This is a genomic window from Methylophaga sp. OBS1 (assembly GCF_026319365.1).
Window position 1 is genome coordinate 778889 of record NZ_JAPDMS010000001.1, and the last position, 17217, is coordinate 796105.

General features: G+C 48.3%; 18 protein-coding genes. 9 read left to right on the top strand and 9 right to left on the bottom strand.

The features are described from left to right. Positions 1–106 precede the first annotated feature (106 nt). The gene (locus tag OMQ46_RS03820; protein WP_266235697.1) at positions 107–1549 is read left to right on the top strand and encodes a sensor domain-containing diguanylate cyclase; all 1443 of its coding nucleotides are present in this window, start codon (positions 107–109) and stop codon (positions 1547–1549) included. A 59-nt stretch (positions 1550–1608) separates the two neighbouring features. Here the strand turns inward: OMQ46_RS03820 and pqqA (OMQ46_RS16620) are convergent, their stop codons facing one another. Continuing rightward, positions 1609–1680 (bottom strand): pyrroloquinoline quinone precursor peptide PqqA, encoded by a 72-nt coding sequence (gene pqqA / locus OMQ46_RS16620; RefSeq protein WP_081443609.1) that lies wholly within the window; start codon positions 1678–1680, stop codon positions 1609–1611. Between the two features lie 141 nt (positions 1681–1821). On the opposite strand from pqqA (OMQ46_RS16620), the gene OMQ46_RS03825 reads away from it, so the two are divergent. Continuing rightward, on the top strand, positions 1822–2607 hold the full coding sequence (locus OMQ46_RS03825) for a hypothetical protein (protein WP_266235696.1): 786 nt from the start codon (positions 1822–1824) through the stop codon (positions 2605–2607). A 57-nt stretch (positions 2608–2664) separates the two neighbouring features. Here OMQ46_RS03825 and OMQ46_RS03830 read toward each other — a convergent pair whose 3' ends face one another. From OMQ46_RS03830 to OMQ46_RS03840, 3 genes are all read right to left on the bottom strand, one after another. Continuing rightward, entirely contained in the window at positions 2665–3123 is a 459-nt protein-coding gene (locus tag OMQ46_RS03830; protein ID WP_266235694.1) for a MarR family winged helix-turn-helix transcriptional regulator, read from the bottom strand. Positions 3124–3322: 199 nt separating this feature from the next. Continuing rightward, on the bottom strand, positions 3323–3721 hold the full coding sequence (locus OMQ46_RS03835) for a hypothetical protein (RefSeq protein WP_266235692.1): 399 nt from the start codon (positions 3719–3721) through the stop codon (positions 3323–3325). A gap of 160 nt (positions 3722–3881) precedes the next feature. Continuing rightward, a complete protein-coding gene (locus tag OMQ46_RS03840) occupies positions 3882–5183 on the bottom strand; it encodes a mechanosensitive ion channel family protein (RefSeq protein ID WP_266235691.1) in 1302 nt (433 codons plus the stop codon). 147 nt (positions 5184–5330) lie between these two features. Between OMQ46_RS03840 and OMQ46_RS03845 the strand changes: the two genes are divergently transcribed. Continuing rightward, positions 5331–6080, top strand: coding sequence for an SDR family oxidoreductase (locus tag OMQ46_RS03845; protein WP_266235690.1), 750 nt, complete (start codon positions 5331–5333; stop codon positions 6078–6080). Positions 6081–6129: 49 nt separating this feature from the next. On the opposite strand, the gene OMQ46_RS03850 is transcribed toward OMQ46_RS03845, so the two are convergent. Beyond that, on the bottom strand, positions 6130–6336 hold the full coding sequence (locus OMQ46_RS03850) for a cold-shock protein (protein ID WP_266235688.1): 207 nt from the start codon (positions 6334–6336) through the stop codon (positions 6130–6132). Between the two features lie 244 nt (positions 6337–6580). Then, on the bottom strand, positions 6581–6652 hold the full coding sequence (pqqA, locus tag OMQ46_RS16625; RefSeq protein ID WP_266235936.1) for a pyrroloquinoline quinone precursor peptide PqqA: 72 nt from the start codon (positions 6650–6652) through the stop codon (positions 6581–6583). Between the two features lie 358 nt (positions 6653–7010). On the opposite strand from pqqA (OMQ46_RS16625), the gene OMQ46_RS03855 reads away from it, so the two are divergent. After that, positions 7011–7328 (top strand): cupin domain-containing protein, encoded by a 318-nt coding sequence (locus OMQ46_RS03855; RefSeq protein ID WP_266235686.1) that lies wholly within the window; start codon positions 7011–7013, stop codon positions 7326–7328. A gap of 43 nt (positions 7329–7371) precedes the next feature. After that, the gene (locus OMQ46_RS03860; RefSeq protein ID WP_266235684.1) at positions 7372–8388 is read left to right on the top strand and encodes a DUF3080 domain-containing protein; all 1017 of its coding nucleotides are present in this window, start codon (positions 7372–7374) and stop codon (positions 8386–8388) included. Position 8389: 1 nt separating this feature from the next. Here the strand turns inward: OMQ46_RS03860 and OMQ46_RS03865 are convergent, their stop codons facing one another. Next, positions 8390–9400, bottom strand: a complete 1011-nt coding sequence (locus tag OMQ46_RS03865) for a sensor domain-containing diguanylate cyclase (protein WP_266235682.1) — start codon at positions 9398–9400, stop codon at positions 8390–8392. 214 nt (positions 9401–9614) lie between these two features. Between OMQ46_RS03865 and OMQ46_RS03870 the strand changes: the two genes are divergently transcribed. Both OMQ46_RS03870 and OMQ46_RS03875 read left to right on the top strand, forming a co-directional pair. After that, entirely contained in the window at positions 9615–11660 is a 2046-nt protein-coding gene (locus OMQ46_RS03870) for an LTA synthase family protein (RefSeq protein ID WP_266235681.1), read from the top strand. A 200-nt stretch (positions 11661–11860) separates the two neighbouring features. Next, positions 11861–14056 (top strand): TonB-dependent receptor, encoded by a 2196-nt coding sequence (locus OMQ46_RS03875; RefSeq protein ID WP_266235680.1) that lies wholly within the window; start codon positions 11861–11863, stop codon positions 14054–14056. A 260-nt stretch (positions 14057–14316) separates the two neighbouring features. Here the strand turns inward: OMQ46_RS03875 and OMQ46_RS03880 are convergent, their stop codons facing one another. After that, positions 14317–14592: a cupin domain-containing protein gene (locus tag OMQ46_RS03880; RefSeq protein WP_266235678.1), complete on the bottom strand. Its 276-nt coding sequence runs from the start codon at positions 14590–14592 to the stop codon at positions 14317–14319. A gap of 183 nt (positions 14593–14775) precedes the next feature. Here OMQ46_RS03880 and OMQ46_RS03885 point away from each other — a divergent pair, with 183 nt between their 5' ends. Next, entirely contained in the window at positions 14776–15936 is a 1161-nt protein-coding gene (locus tag OMQ46_RS03885; RefSeq protein WP_266235676.1) for an HD-GYP domain-containing protein, read from the top strand. Between the two features lie 5 nt (positions 15937–15941). Here OMQ46_RS03885 and OMQ46_RS03890 read toward each other — a convergent pair whose 3' ends face one another. Beyond that, positions 15942–16265, bottom strand: a complete 324-nt coding sequence (locus OMQ46_RS03890) for a hypothetical protein (RefSeq protein ID WP_266235675.1) — start codon at positions 16263–16265, stop codon at positions 15942–15944. A 140-nt stretch (positions 16266–16405) separates the two neighbouring features. Here OMQ46_RS03890 and mtgA point away from each other — a divergent pair, with 140 nt between their 5' ends. Then, positions 16406–17101 (top strand): monofunctional biosynthetic peptidoglycan transglycosylase, encoded by a 696-nt coding sequence (mtgA, locus tag OMQ46_RS03895; RefSeq protein ID WP_266235673.1) that lies wholly within the window; start codon positions 16406–16408, stop codon positions 17099–17101. Positions 17102–17217: the final 116 nt, after the last annotated feature.

Sequence of the window (17217 nt, forward strand, 5' to 3'; positions counted from 1 at the left end):
CTGACGATAGCAGGCTGCATTGATCACAAAAATGTTTTTTTAAAACTGGTATTTAAAACCCAGCTTGCCTATCATGTCAGCTTTTTTCAGGCAAGTCAGGCCTATTATGCGCAGCCGTAAACGTCTCTATAGCGTCATCATCAGTGTCATTGTATTGCTGGGGTTTCTGGCAACCAGTCTGATCGGTTATTTTGTTGCGCGTGATTCCATTGCAGAACGCCTGCAACAGGAAATGCTGCCGTTGACCAGTGACAATATCTACTCCGAGATTCAACGGGATTTGCTGCAGCCGGTGCTGATTTCCTCATTGATGGCCAACGATACCTTCGCGATAGATTGGGTCGCCAACGGCGAGCAGGATCCAAAGCAGATGCAGCGTTATCTGGCTCAAATCCAGGAAAAATACGAAACCATCACGGCCTTTTTCGTTTCTGAAAAAAGCCGACTCTACTATCATCCTGACGGCATCATCAAACAGGTCTCAAAAGATGAACCGGCGGATGACTGGTACTTCCATGCCCGCCATATGAATCAGGATTACGAGATCAACATCGACCAGGATACGGCTGATCGAAGCCGACTGAGTATTTTCGTCAATTATCGGGTGGAAGACCGTGAGGGGGAATTTATCGGTCTTATTGGTGTAGGGCTGTCTATGGAGAGTGTGGTTCAGCTGATTGAAAATTATCAGCGTCGTTATGGCCGCGAAATTTATTTCGTTAATCGCCAGGGCGATGTGATGCTGCAGAGCAGTCAGTACAGTGATGAACTGCATATTCAGAATAAGGAAGGCCTGGATAAACTGTTCACCCGTATTCTGACCACGCCCAGTGCTTCCGTATCCTTCGAAGCCAAGAACGGTAATGTGATCTATCTCAACAGTCGTCTGGTGCCGGAATTTGACTGGTTTCTGATCGTGGAACAGATCAATGATCCGGCTTCAGAGAAAGTTGAAGCCGCTTTATGGATTAACCTTCTGGTCTCGTTGGCTATCAGTGTCGTGGTGCTGATCATCGCTCATCTGGCGCTGCGGGGATATCAGGGAAAACTCGAGACCATGGCCTCCCGTGATAAGCTGACCGGTGCTGCCACCCGCCAGGTCTTTGATAGTCTGTTCGAGCAGGCCCTGGCTAAATCCCGACGCAGTCAGCAGGCCATCTCTCTGGCATTGATTGATATCGACCACTTCAAACAGGTGAATGATAACCATGGTCATCAGCATGGTGATGAAGTGCTGGAAGCGGTAGCCCGTATTATCAAGCTACACATCCGTAAGGAAGATGTTTTATGTCGCTGGGGCGGTGAAGAGTTTCTGGTCATGTTCACTGACTGCGACCAGACTCATGCCATGCAGCGAATAGAAGCAATTCGACGTGCTATTTCAGCCTGGACATTCCATTTTGAGGATCAAAGACTGACCGTCACTGTGAGCGCGGGCCTTTCTGAACTCAAACAAGGGGAGGGCATGACCACCTTGATTGAGCGTGCAGATAAGGCGCTTTACCTTGCCAAAGGGGCTGGCAGGAACTGCATCAAGCTCGCGGAATAAACCATCAGGCATAAAAAAAGCCCCTTGAAAGGGGCTTTTTATTGCGTTCAGGCTGTGTATCAGCGGTTGCAGATGTACATAGTCACTTCAAAGCCAAAACGCATGTCTGAATATTCTGGTTTAGTCCACATAACAAATTTCCTCGTTGAGTGATTACTTGAGAAGTTCAAGTAGTTGTCTGTTATTTTAGAGATCGCCACCAGATGCACAATCAGGCTTTGGCGCGATATTGTTCAGGATTATCCTGAGCTGAAAAACGAGCAGGAGACAGGATGGCACTGAGACAGAAGTTATCGATTGCAGTCGCACTGGTTTGCCTGCTGCTTGCCTGTCTGCCTCTGGAAGCGGTTTTCAGTGAGCAGCTGACACAGATGCTGAAGATTACGCTGACGGTCTATGCACTGGCGAGGGGGCTCAATGCCGTGATTTCTGTTGCTCAGGGAACGGAAATGTCGATTGAGCCTATGGGCGTTGGTCTGACACTGACACCCGGAGAGGTTCTCGACCCACTGAATGATCTGATAGAGCAAGTCTCTACGGTTTTACTCATTGCCTCAGCATCAATTGGCGTGCAGAAGATTATTCTGATGCTGACAGATCATGCTTTAATTCAGATACTGCTTGTCTTGCTCGCTGTGATGGCGCTGCAGCTGTCGACTCTGCGGCCAGCAGTCGGTAACTCAGGTCGAGTCGTCTTAAAAATGCTGGTGATCCTGACCGTGTTGAGATTCACTGTGCCCATGCTGGCTGTGGTGTCTCACCAGACGCAAAACTGGTTACAGACAGAGCGTCAGCAAGCTGTTGCCGTGCTCGAATCAGCGCAAAGCAGTGTTGATCAACTCAACGAGAGTTACCAGTCAGAGTCGGGGGGCTGGTTGAGTCACCTGCGTGACAGGTTTGATCTACAGACTCAACTGAGTCAGGTGAAAAGTCGTGCTGAGCAGGGCGTCGAGGCAGCCGTCTATCTGCTTGCCGAGTTTGTGCTGATCATGGTCCTGTTACCATTGCTGTTTGTTTGGTTGGCGCTTCGAATTGCCAACACTATACACTGGCAATAAAAAGCCCCAATAAATTGGGGCCTTTCAAGTTTTAAGTAAAGCTGGCTGGTTGACTGATCAGGCGGCAGAATCCCGGGCATTTCGGTTACTGAGACTGCTGGCCAGTTGATTTAGCCGGTCGAGCAGTTCGAAAAACTCGGTTGAGTTCAGTTGCGTCTGACAGGCCACCTGTTCCTGTACTTTGGCAATCATTGGTTCCAGCTTCCTGGACTTGTCAGTCAGTAGCAGGCGGACGATGCGCTCGTCTTTATCTGTGCGTACTTTCTCCACCATGCCGGCATTCTGCAGGCGTTTGATAATCGGTGACAGGGTGCCTGAATCCAGGTTGAGTTTCTTCATGACCTCTTTGATGGCGATGCCGTCTTTCTCCCACAATACCAACAACACCAGATACTGCGGATAAGTCAAATCGTAGTCATCCAGCAAACTGCGATAGAGACGGGTGATATTATTGGTAGCGCTGTACAGCGCGAAGCATAATTGCTTGTCCAGTTTCAGGTTTTCGAATTGCGACATGCCTTAATCCTCATTGTTATGCATTGCGTGCAACACAAAACGTGTTTATCCATTTGCACACCATATTATGCATAATATAGGAAGATTTACAGCCGCTGTTAAGCGAGGCGGCAAAAATACAACGGCACACCGGCAGTAAAATGACTTTCCTGAAGTGCTCAGACACCCTGCACAGAGGGGCTCAGTCTTCAGCCCCGGATTAAATCAGACGAAGTTTAGGCAGGTTCTGACGCAGATGCTGTTTGATTTCTTCAACATCGGGCCGAAACACAATAGGAAAGATCTGCGCCTGTGATTCAGGTTCAATGAAAGGCGTAATCTCATAGCCTTCGAAGAACAGTTCGGCACGAGCCTGACAGATGCGTTTGATGCCCTGGCTGAATGCCGGATGATCCTCAGCGGACATGGCATTTTCACCGATGGTCCAGTTGAGTTGCTTCCAGCTCTGATAACAGGTTTTGCTGATCTGGGAAATGCGTTGATTTTCTGCTTTGATGTGAGCACCGGGCTGGCTATCCGGTGCTGATCCGGCAAATGTCTGGTTGAATGCCACTATCATCAAGACGACTGACGGTGCGATTAAGGGGGAGAACTTCATACTCACCTCGCTATTGTTGTCACTGACCTGTTGCCATTCAATAACAGCTTTTGTGAATAAGAAGTGAAGGTCAGAAACGCTTTATCATCATCTTAGCATGAAATGTTGCGCACAAGACAATAAGTTGTCGGACAGTCAATGCGTGCTCTGCCCTGGACGCTTAATGAGCGGGTTGTCCCAGGATTTTGATTTCGCGTTGCGGGAATGGGATTTCAATACCGTGTTGTTGCAGGATATCCCATATCATCAGCAGCAAATCACCGCCCACCCGGTTACGACCGTCATCGATGCCTTCCATCCAGAATTCAACCAGGATATCGATACCGGAATCAGCAAACCCCTGGATTTCTGCATCCGGTCTTTCCTCAATGGGAATATCCGGTCCACTGATGACCTGGGGATGACTGGCCACCACCTCACGAACCAGTTCAAACAGTTTGTGCAGGTCTGTTTTGTAGGCCACCTGGAAAGTGAGCGAGTAACGTTGTTTCTGATTTTTGTGCGTCCAGTTGGTAAAACTGGTGGTGATAAATTGTTCGTTGGGTACCATGATGTCTTTGCCATCAAAGGTTTCCAGCGTAGTAGAGCGCATTTTCAGCTCACGAATGGTGCCAGCTCGACCGTCTTCCATTTCGACATAATCGCCTACGGAAAGAGAGCGGTCCAGCAACAAAATGATCCCGGAAATAAAGTTGGAGGCGATCGATTGCAGACCAAAGCCTAAACCCACACCGACAGCACCACCGAAGACAGCAAGGGCTGTGAGGTTAATGCCCATGATTTGCAGCAACATCAGGAATACCACCACAAACAGGGTTACCTGGAACAGCTTGGCAAAGACTTCTCGCGTCCCCAGATCCAGGTCTTCCTGGTTGCGGATTATCTGCTGTCCGGCGTTATTGGAGAGTCTGCCCAGCCAGAACAGGACTGAACCGAAAATCAACACCCTGGCTACACCATAGGCGGATATCTTGAAGTTACCGATTTGCAGTGAAATTGTCTCAAGGTAGGCAACTACCTCATCCAGCCAGCCCAGGATATGCAGCACGGCAATCGGCAAAATCATCCACAATGCGAGTTTTCTGAACAGTTGTTTTTCAACGAAGCGGTTAATGATGGTGTAAAGCATAAAGATCACAGCGACGCTGAGGCTGATCCTGATCAGCCAGCTCTGCGCCAACAATGCCTGACCGATGTCTGCTGCCACCGACAAGGCCAGTATCATCATCAGGGGCAGGACAAGATCCCGCAAACGGTAAATCCCCTGTCTCAGGTTAAGCATGGCTCCATCAGTGGGCGCCTGACGAAGCAGGGGGGAGCGGGATTTGAGGAACTTCGCCAATGGGAAAGCTATGAGCAGCGCCAGCAGAATCAGGCCAATCTGTGAGTAGAACTTGGGACTGCTCAGCCAATGCAGACTCGTTGTCAGGAACTGATCCAGAAGTGCTTTATAGTTATCCATTGTTTGGCGTCATTGTCATTTTGATTGAGTCGGTTGAAGAATAATGTAGGTGACTCGGCGACTGATAGCAATAAAAGTGCGGCTGAACTTTATCGATTTCGACGAGTCAGCATGACATCCCCATCATGGACAGCTGAGGCCGAACTCATGAACACATCCTTTGATATTGATTACAAAGTGGCTCTGGTGACTGGCGCTAATCGCGGCATTGGCAAAGCTATCGTTGAGACTTTTCTTGCGCGAGGTGCCCGTAAAGTTTATCTGGGCGTTCGTGACTTGAACTCAGTCGCTGATCTCGAGCAAAAATACGCGGATAAAGTAACAGCCATTCATATCGACCTGAGCCAACCCGGCACCGTTATTTCTGCGGCGGCTAACGCACAGGATGTGGATATTGTGGTCAACAATGCCGGCATTTTGAAGAATGCCAGCCCACTACAGCCTGAGTCGATTGACGCGCTGGAAACCCAGATGGATATTAACGTTGCTGGACTTCTGCGGATGGCTCAAGCCTTTGCGCCAGTACTAAAAGCCAACGGCGGTGGTGCCTTTGTGCAGTTGAATTCAATTGCATCACTGCGTTCGTTTCCTGCTTTCGCCACCTATGCCGCCTCCAAGGCAGCAGCCTATTCCATTACCCAGGCATTACGCCACGAAATGGCAGAGCAGAAAACGGTGGTGTTGAGCGTCCATCCCGGTCCGATTGCCACCGATATGGCGGACAGTGCAGGGTTGAGTGATGTGGCTGAACCCCCGAGCCTGGTGGCGGATGGCATCATTGACGCGTTGAGAAAGGGCGAGTGTCATGTTTTCCCGGACAGTATGGCTAAACAGCTATGGCAGGCCTATGAGCGGTTTGCCAGAGAAGTGATTGAAATCGAACCGGGTACGGCCTAAAAAAAAGCCCCGAAAAACGGGGCTTTTTTTATGACTGACTGTAATCAGATTACAGTGCAGTGATGTTCTCAGCTTGAGGACCTTTAGCGCCCTGGCTTACGGTGAACTCAACACGTTGACCTTCTTTCAGGGTTCTGAAACCGTCGCCTTTGATTTGGCTGAAATGCGCAAAAACATCCGGGCCGCTTTCTTGTTCGATAAAGCCATAGCCTTTAGTTTCGTTGAACCACTTTACAGTACCGGTAGATGTAGACATAGATAATCCTATTTACTAATAAAAACATGCCCTAACAGGCGGTATAGCTGGAAGGTGTGCAGAAGTACTTATTAATAAACAGGACGAGCTACTTAAGGTAATGCATCGAAATGAAAAATAAATATTCAGATCAACTTTCAAGCTGAGTTCAATTTATCGGGTTTATCTGTTGCTGTCAAAAAATATTTTCAGACATGAAAAACCCCGCCATAGCGGGGTTTCCCAGTCGGTTAATCAGTTTTGATTAACGGTTATTGATATACATCGTAACCTCAAAACCAAAACGCATGTCATTGTAGTCTGGCTTGGTCCACATGGTTCTCACCTCCTGACACTTTTTGTTAACACGATTACAAGATAATACAGAGCAAGTGTTTTGAAATCAGCAAATTACGTCTGATCACTCAGTAATTTACTGATTAAGCCAAGCCTGGCGTTTGCCATCAAACGCCGATTCAGCATTCAACCTCCCTGGAAATACTGATCGACTGGCCGGAACTCCGGTCATCTCCGATGTTCTGAACATCACAGATAAGCAATCTTGTCGGGGGAGTGTCCACCGATTCTCGGGCAGCTGACCTGAGACAATACACAAGCTAACCCAGTGAGCAGTCATACGGCCACTCAGCGCCCCGGGCTTGAACGAATAAGCAATGCGTAATCAGGGAATAACAATGTTAGTGAACAGAGCAACAGAGCGCGACTGGCAGTTCGCCGATCAACAGGGCATCGACAAAAGTCTGTTTAGAGTCAATGACAAAGGCGGCAGAACGGCCATCATCAGAATGAAAAAAGGCGCGCACTTTCCTCAGCATGTCTACCAAGGAGAGGCTGAGATGATGATTCTCAACGGTCAGGTATTGATTGGTGGGGTGGAGTTGCACAAAGGTGATTATTTGTTTGCTCAATCCGGTGAGGAACATGACATTGTTGCTCTCACTGACAGCGAGATCTTTCTGTCAACGCAACAGGCAATGACGCTGATCACCTGAGTCCATGCCACGTTTTTTCCGACTTTGTTTCATCACCCTCCTGATGCTGTTGTTGACGGCCTGTGATCCGTTTTCTCAGCCTGACAGCATGATGGAGAGTTATATTGAGCGTCTGGCCAGAGTGCTGGAGCTGAATGCCCGGACCACGCCGCTGATGGAAGTGCAGACCTTTCCCCGAATGCGTGATCGGCGGATTGATATTGATGAGATCAAAATCAACATGCTGGATTTCCTGTCGCTGTATGGCTGTGAACTGCAGGTGGTTGTTGGGGAACGTAACTCCGCCATGGGCAGGGTGATGACGCCACTCAATGACTTGCGTTACCAACTGCGGTTTATCGACAAAGCCGGGCAGTGTCTGCCTGAGATTGAGCAGGATAAGTTGAAAACGGCGCTGATGCAGGCGATACAACAGAAAAAAGCCTCTCTCCCACAGTATTTCTGGAATGCGGTCTGGGCCGATGAACCCATGGCAGAACTCATGAGTCAGTCGAGCGGCTTTTATCAGCAGGGCGAGACCCATGTCAGTCCGGGCGCACTGAGCGCTGACCTGAATCATGCCCGGGAGGTACTGCATAGCCTCAAATCAGCTTCGCCCGATGCGGCGCTGGAAAAAATGGGCAGGATTCAGCAACGTTGGGTGTTTGATCACAGTGGCGGTCAGCTCATCAACAGCGTTCGATTACTGATTAGCCGTCTCAATGATGCTTCAGCGCTGCTGAAACAGAAAATCGATGGAAAGCCATTATGCTATCAGGGCAGACCTAATCCCCAGGCAGAGCGGGTGAAGGGGGTGTTTTTTAATGTCTACATTGCCCGGATACAACCCTATATTTCGACGGTGAGTCGTGATGGCGAGCAGATTTTTGGCGGCCTGGCTGCACTGGCCGGAGCTCAGGCGTCTGATATGCCTGACGCCTTCGAGCCTTATTACCAACAGGTGTTAAATATCAACAATAACGACAGCCTTTGGCAGCAGTTTGATTTGGCGATTAAACAGCACACAGCGCACTGGCAGGCATTATTACGTCAGTGTGGTATGCAACCGATGGCCGGTTAACTCAGCTGATGCAGTCCATGACCCTGTTTTTTCCGGCGCGTTTGGCTGCATAGAGTCTTTCATCAGCTTTGCTAAGCGCCGCCAGAATCGTGGTGTCATTACTGGCCAGTTCGTAGACACCGATACAGACGGTGATTTTGATGTCACCACTGTGTTTGTGGAAGAAAATTTCACTCACTTTACTGCGAATCCGTTCCGCTAGGTCCATCGCTTCAGCGCGTCGGGTTTCAGGCATCAACATGGCAAACTCTTCACCCCCAATGCGTCCGAAAATATCGTAGGTGCGTTTGTTGGCTGAGATACAGTGAGTAAAGAGTTTAAGCACTTCATCCCCGACTTCATGACCGAAGGCATCGTTGATTTCTTTAAAATCATCGATATCCATCATCAACAGACAAACGGGGTTTTTACCACGCTGGGCGCGCTGCAATTCTTTATTGCTTTCCGCGATAAAGGCACGACGGTTCCAGATACCGGTCAATTCATCCGTGTCAGCGAGATTTTTCAAATCCCGGCTTAATTTTTCCAGTTTATGATTTTTTTCCAGTAGATCCAGGTGACTTTCTACCATCAGTTGCATCTGTTCTATCAGGCCAAGTTGTTTGTCATCGTAATGGTGAGACTTGGAGTCAAGCACACAGAGCGTGCCGAATATGTCTCCATCAGGCCAGCGTAAAGGTAGACCAAAGTAGTTGATCATGTGCCTTTCCACATCAGGGTTATTCTGCCAGGCGGGATCATTGAGGGCATTTTCAACGAATAGTGGCGCATTTTTTCTCACCACTTCTTCACAGTAAAGGCCCGAGCCAAGAAGGACTTCTGTTTCTCCGATTTGATAAGGATTGCTGACAGCGCTGTTTTTAACACAAACCGTTATTTTGTCATGGTCGAGTCGCATGATAAGCGCGACCGGAACCGCGATGTATTCAGCCAGCAAATCAAGCATGGTTTGCCATTGCCTGAGCAAATCATTACTTACCTTGGGATGGGAGGTGCTATTAAACTGTGCCACAGCCATTCCTTTGCAGTTTTTTGCTAGCTTACATGATAAACCCCTGTCATCAATAGGGAATTTCCTGATTTAAAGGTGTTTTGTAGCCTGAATAACCCAATAAAATTACTGAAAGATTTGATCAAAAAGACACAAAGGCAATAACGCACATTTAATTTTACTTTAAGCCAAGCAAGCTAGAGTCTCGCCAGCTTTACTACAGAAATAACAGGCGATGACACAGCAAACTTATCCTGGTAACCGTTTTCTTGGCCCATATTCAGCATTAATTAAACTGCTGTTGGTTTATCTTACTATTCTCGGTTTATCAAGGTTATTGCTGACAGTCTGGCAATTTGAACGGTTGGATGGCACTGGCCAGTTCGCTGTAGTCATGATGAATGGGCTCAGGGTAGATCTTATTCTGTCAGGCATGTTGCTGGCACCGCTGCTATTAGTGATTCCGTTCTTAGCGCATCAATTTAGCTGGCAGTTCTGGCAACGCCTTGTTGGCCTGTGGGCGGTGTTGACGGTGACGCTTATTGTATTTCTGGAACTGGCCACGCCCACCTTTATTATCGAATATGGTCAGCGTCCAAACCGCTTGTTTATCGAGTATCTGAAATATCCACAGGAAGTCATGTCAATGTTGTGGGAGGGGTATCGCCTGACATTGATTGGCGGTTTACTCATTACCCTGACAGTAGCCTATGCCATGTTTCGGCTCAGCAAACTCTGGCTGAAGCAGAAACAGCCAGACTGGGCTTATTGGAAGACGATATTGGCCTGGCCATTGATGCTCCTACTCACGGTAATGATGATTCGATCCTCTCTCGATCACCGTCCGGCAAATCCTTCTACTTTTGCCATCACACCCGATCCGCTCGTCAATGACTTGATGCTGAACTCAGCATGGTCCGTGTATTTTGCCATTTACAATCTCAAGCATGAGGAACAATCCAACGAGGTCTATGGCGATCTTAGCCATGAACAGATTCTGACGGAAATCGATCAGGAGAAGCCCGAATTGATCGTGAATGCCGACGCTAAGCCACCCATCATCAATCCACAACATGCAAGCATTCAGCGTCAGAAACCACTCAATCTGGTCCTGATCCTGGAGGAGAGTCTCAGTGCCGACTACGTGAAAACGCTGGGTGGCAGCGGCGACACACCGGAACTGGACAAGCTCAGTGAAAAGGGTTGGTGGTTTGAAAACCTCTATGCCACAGGCACGCGGTCTGTACGCGGCATTGAAGCGGTAATCAGTGGTTTTCTGCCTACCCGGGCGCGCAGTGTGGTTAAGTTGTCTTTATCACAGCAGAACTTCTTTACCATTGCTTCATTACTTGAGAGTAGAGGTTATCTCACCGAATTTATCTATGGTGGGCAGGCGCATTTTGACAACATGGCAAGTTTCTTTGTAGGTAATGGTTTCCAGCACATTATCGATCGTGATCACTTTGAGAATCCGGTATTTGAGGGGAGTTGGGGAGCCTCGGATGAAGATGTATTTAACAAACTGCATGAAAGGTTGCAGCAGCATCATAGGAGTGACCAACCGTTTTTCAGCTTTGCTTTTACTTCCTCTAACCACTCTCCTTATGAGTTTCCCGATGGTCGGATAAAGATAGAGGGAAAAAAGCAAACACCGGAAAATGCAGTCCGTTATGCCGACTACGCACTGGGGCTGTTTTTCCAAAAAGCACGTCAGAGCGAATACTGGAAAGATACCGTGTTTCTGGTAGTGGCCGATCATCACAACCGTGTTGAGGGTGATAACCTGGTTCCAATAGAGAAATATCACATACCCGGATTAATTCTGGGTGCCGATATTGAACCCAACAGGCTTGCTACTATTGCCAGCCAGATTGATCTGCCGACCACAGTGCTGTCGATAATGGGAATCTCGGCTTCACACCCAATGATAGGCCGGGACCTGACGCTGCCAGAAGAACAAAGCAAACCCGGCCGTGCTTTTATGCAATACGATGACTACTTTGCCGAGGTGGTGGGGGATAAAGTCGTCATATTGAGGCCGGAAAACACGCCCTTGTACGGTCAGTATGATCATAAGACGCAGGCTTTGAATATGAACGGCTCTCCAGAATATGTCCCCTATGAGCCCACACTGGCTCATGCACTTTTACCCAGCTGGCTGTATCGCTGTCGTTGTTATCAGGTACCTGCCGCCAATATCAGTCTCACACAATCAGACACAGTGAAGTTGACAGACTACCCGGTCTCCCCACTGCGGGTGAGCCAGCCTGAAGTCCCCTGAAAACGTTTGATTCAGCGAATAGTGAAAGACAAAGGCGACTCGCCTTAATCAGACATCAGTTTCTGACATAACTGTGATCGGCTAATGGCAATAACGGACTCTAGATTCTCAACAAAACTAAATAGTAAACGTTATCATTTACATAATCATAGGCGTCTCGTAAAATACTGTCTCAAAGCATTTCTTTGGAGAACAGGTAGATGTCACCCCATTTCAAACAGATCTCGCTCAGCATTGCGCTGGCTCTGGGATCCCTCAGTTTCCCGGTATTAGCCGCTGACAGCAATGAAGAAAAAGCAGTTGAGCTGGATGCCTTAACCGTTACTGCCAGTGCTGATGCCTCAGCAGAAGGGCTGTCACCGGCATTCGAGGGTGGTCAGGTCGCTGAGGGTGGTCGTGCCGGTATTCTCGGCACCAGAGATCATCTTGAAACCCCATTCAGTATTACCAGCTATACCAATGAGTTTATTCAGGATCGCCAGGCTCAAAGTGTGGGGGATGTACTAAAAGCTGACCCGGGGGTCAGAGTAGCGAGAGGTTTTGGTAACTTTCAGGAAGCGTATTTTATTAGGGGGTTCATTCTTAACTCAGATGATATTGCTTACAACGGCCTCTACTCATTACTGCCTCGTCAATATATTGCTACTGAATTGTTTGAGCGTGTCGAGGTTTTTAGGGGCGCGTCATCCTTTTTAACAGGTGCCAATCCAAATGGTGGCGGCATCGGAGGCGCTATCAACTTGTTACCCAAGCGAGCACCAAATTATGACCTAAATCGAATTACGTTAGGAGCCTCTCATCACGATGACAGAAACATTGCCGCTGATGTAGCTCGTCGCTATGGTGCAAATGACGAGTTTGGCATCCGTGTTAATGCAGCGCATCATAACGGTGGCTCCTCCATTGAGGACGAAGAGGCAGAATTAAATTTGTTCAGTATCGGGTTGGATTACCGAGGAGAGCGTTTACGCCTATCTGCAGACTTTGGCTATCAAAATCATCAATTGGATGAAACAAGAACCAATGTCGCGCTGAGTTCCTTCCCGTTTCCTGAAATTAGCACTATTCCTTCTGAACCTGACGCAAGCAGTAACTGGGCTCAACCTTGGTCTTATTCTAACGAAGAAGACCATTTCGGCACCTTCAGAGCTGAATATGATTTTGCCGAAAATCTCACTGCTTGGGCTGCTTACGGTATGCGTCACGGTGAAGAAGAAAACTCCCTGGGTAACTTGAGTCTTGTAAGTGGTGTAACTGGTGAAGGTAGAGTCAGTCGGTTTGATAATAAGCGTATCGACAGAGTTCAAACAGGCGAGCTCGGATTGAAAGGCAATTTTCGTACTGGCTCAGTAGGACATGAATGGGTAACTGCCTATTCCTATTTTGTATCAGAAACGAAAAACGCTTTTGGTTTTGTAGGTGGGTTAACAAGTAATTTGTACAACCCAACCTACTATGAACAACCAGCATTGGCCGATGTTTATGATCCTCGGCTTGGTAATCGCGTGAGATTAAACAGCTTTGCCTTGGGCGATACCCTGTCATTTATGCAAGATAAGTTTTTGCTAACGCTTGGTGCAAGATATCAAACGCTTAAAAGTGAAGACTATGACTATCAAAATCAGACTGGTCGTACAGCGCAATATGATGAGAATGAGGTTACGCCGACTATCGGAGCAGTGGTAAAACTGACCGATCAAATGTCTGTGTACGCGAACTACATCGAAAGTCTTGCAAGAGGCCAGACAGCACCTGCTAGTTCAGGAGGAAATCCGGTTGTCAATGCGGGCGAGTCCCTATCTCCATATGTGGCTGAGCAAAAGGAGTTAGGTTGGAAGTATGAGAGTGAATTGCTCGGTCTCGGTTTGGCTTATTTCACAACAACAAAACCACGTGCGTATGTTGAGAATAATGTTTTCACAGAAGCCGGTGAAGATGAGCATCAGGGTGTGGAACTGACCTTATATGGCAAAGCAACCGACAACATCAAACTCCTCGGTGGTGTGACCTGGCTTGATGCAGAACAAAAAGACACCGGTGATGAGTCTATTGATGGTAATGAGGTTATTGGGGTCGCTGAATGGCAGGCAACAATGGGCGCTGAGTGGGAACTACCACAATTTGATGGTCTGGCACTGGATACTCGAGTGACTTATACCGGTTCACGTTACGCAAACGATGCGAATACGCTCAAAGTTGATGATTGGACAACGGTGGATGTTGGCGCCCGCTACATCGTCGCTATGGGCAACCAAGATCTGACACTGAGAGCACGTGTACACAATCTATTTGACCGTGACTACTGGGCTTCAGTTGGTGGTTACCCGGGTAATGGCTATCTGGTGCTGGGAGCACCACGTACAGTCAGTCTGACCGCAACCGTTGATTTCTATTGATTGATTAGGTCCCGGGCACTCATGCCCGGGACCTGACCCCGCCTTTAATTGTTTTCAAGGCGAACAGCAAGACGCCTTAAAAGCAGCTCCGCCAGTTGAATCCGGCCATCTTGCCAGCTTCAAGTTGGAGACTGAGCAACATGGCGATATTGATATTACTGGGCCCAGCCATGTCGTAAGCGCGATAGCCTGATTGTTCGACTGATATAACAGCAGTCCAAAGCTAATAAGAAAAAAGGCACCCGAAGATGCCTTGTTGTCTAGTCGTAGCTGTAGTGTTTGCGAAGGGGCTTGGTGACTTGCCAAAAGCTTTTGAGACCGGCAGGAAACTCGACGTAGTCACCGGCAACGACGGTCACTGGTGGCTCACCATCCGGAGTCACAATAATTTCACCCTCAAGCAAATAGGCTTTCTCAGTTTCGTCAAAATCCAGTCTGAACTCTGTCACCGGGCAATCCCAGATTTCCCAGCTGGCCACTCCCAGTTCTTCGAGACGCGCTTCGGACGGGTTTTTGTCAATAATAATTTTAGGCATTGATGATCCCTGTATAAAGAAACTCCCTGCATAGCAGGGCTGACTAAATCCGCAGAGAATGCGGCCGGCGAATAGTAGCAGAACTTGTTTGTTTAAGGTGAATTTAAAAGCCGGGTCGAAATGACTTTAAAGTCGCCCCGTCCAGGCGTAATATCGAACCATACACAGGAGTGGGAGGTTGAAATGGATGCAAGAGTTATCTCCATGCTGGCCAACCAACCGGATACTTTAAACGGTCGGCTGGAAATTCTTCACCAGGCTGTATTGCAAAAAATACCCGCGATCACCCGTTTGAGCTGTGCGCTCTATGACAGCAAAACGGATGAGCTGAAAACATTCCTGACCAGTTGCATCACTGGGTCGCGTGATGAGCCGCAAAAACTGCTTCTGTCTGACTGCCCTCATCTGGCTGAGCTGGCAGAAAAAATCCAATATTGTGTCGTCAATGAGGCTGACAGCTTTGATAAGCTGGACTCGAACCATGCTGACTGGCTCAGGGAGAAAGGTTATCGATCTACCTTTATTGTGCCAATGCTGCATGGACAACGCTTTATCGGGTTTATTTTCTTTGATGCGATAGAGCCGGAAGTTTTCAGTGAAAGCGCTCAGCGTGAGCTGGTGCTTCATGTACAAGTCATCAATATGACGATCGCCGCAGAAATGTCGATGGTGCAGTCATTATTGGCGACGACTCAGGTAGCTCGCGATTTTACTGATATGAGGGATTTCGAAACCGGTCTGCATCTCGACCGAATGGCCCATTACGCTCATATAATCGCTCAACAGCTTGCCCCGAAATATCAGCTTAGTGATGAATGGATTGAACATATTTTCATGTTTGCTGCCTTGCATGATATCGGCAAGATCGGTGTGCCTGACAGTATTCTGTGTAAGCCCGGCCGGCACAATGAGGAAGAGCGTGCAATCATGAAAACCCATGTCAACAAAGGCGTGGTACTACTGCGGCGGCTACTGGCCGACTATGATCTGGTAGACATGCGCGATACCGAAGTAATGCAGAACATTGTGGCATATCATCATGAATATCTGGATGGATCAGGGTATCCAAACGGTCTCCACGGTGAGCAGATTCCGCTGGAAGCCAGAATCGCTACCGTGGCTGATATTTTTGATGCGTTGACCAGTCGACGTCCCTATAAAAAGGCCTGGTCTGTTGATGAGGCACTGATAGAGCTTCAATCAATGACTGCGGCTGGAAAGCTTGACCCGGAATGTGTACAGGCCGTCATTGACGAACGCGATCAATTTGAGCATATCGTCAACCTGCTGGCAGATGAGCAGGAAAAACGTTCACCTGATGATGATATGAATCTGGGGCGGTGATAATATTAGAAAGTCAGTGTGGCGGCTTTTTCTCCATCAATACTGACCAGACAGGAAAGGTCTATTTTCTTTTTCCACTGACAGTCTGAGCTGACTGTACGACCTTGATAAATACCCGAAAAGCTTGTCGCCTCATAATCGTAAGGCAGGTCACCCTTTATGACTGTTTCACCATTAACAAGCACTTGGTGTTCAAAGGTGAGTTCATTGAAACGGCCGCTGATTTCAAGTTGCGCTTCTGAGTTAGCCGGACGATAAAACTGTTTAGGCGATGCCGTAGTACAACCGACCAAGAGCAATATCAGGCCGGCAAGAAAAAATTTATTCATAATCTATCCCAATCAGGTTTTAATGAGCGCGGCAGCCGCCGTTGACTGACAATCTCTTCATACTACCTAAACTGGTATCAAAGCCACAAGCAGTGTCAGCATTTGGTTACCTCGTGAACAGCATCTGCTAGGATTTCGATGTGAAAAATTTTAAACGACTGCTTATTCGCTATTTGTTGTTGATCGTGCTGGCCGCGGTGACTCTCAGCCTGTTGATGGTGCTGCCGTTTCGCTGGCTTAATCCGCCTTATACGATGGTGATGGCGGACCGCTGGTTGAGCAGTGAGGGCAATTTCTATCTTCATCAGCAGTGGCTCGATTGGGATGCAATCCCCAAACGGGCCGCCCTGGCTGTGGTGGCATCAGAAGATCAGCGATTTCCCCAGCATCAGGGGTTTGACTTCGACGCGATTCTGACGGCGTTAAAAGCGGCATCAAAAGGAAAAGCACTGCGCGGTGCCAGTACGATTAGCCAGCAGGTGGCTAAAAATATGTATCTGTGGACCGGGCGCAGCTGGTTGAGAAAAGGGCTGGAAGTGTGGTTTACGTTGTTGATAGAGATGAGTTGGGGTAAGCAGCGCATTCTGGAGGTTTATCTCAATATTGCTGAGTGGGGACCTGGGGTTTTCGGTCTGGAAGCCGCGAGTCGCTATCATTTCTCCAAATCAGCTGCCCAACTGACACCGATGCAGTCTGCGTTGCTGGCGTCGACGCTACCCAGTCCGCTCAACTACGACCCTGCTCGGCCACAGCCTCACCTGTTAGAACGTGCTCACTGGAATCTGGAGCAACAGGAAAGACTGGGTGGCGCAGCCTGGCTGGCACCTTTACAGTAAACATTTTGTGTTTCACAGCCAAGATTTGATCTGGATCAGTCTCATTGCTGATCGATGTTGAAGCACTCATAACCCCCTGTTAAATTTAGTTTTATAGATAACTACGGGAGCTTGTT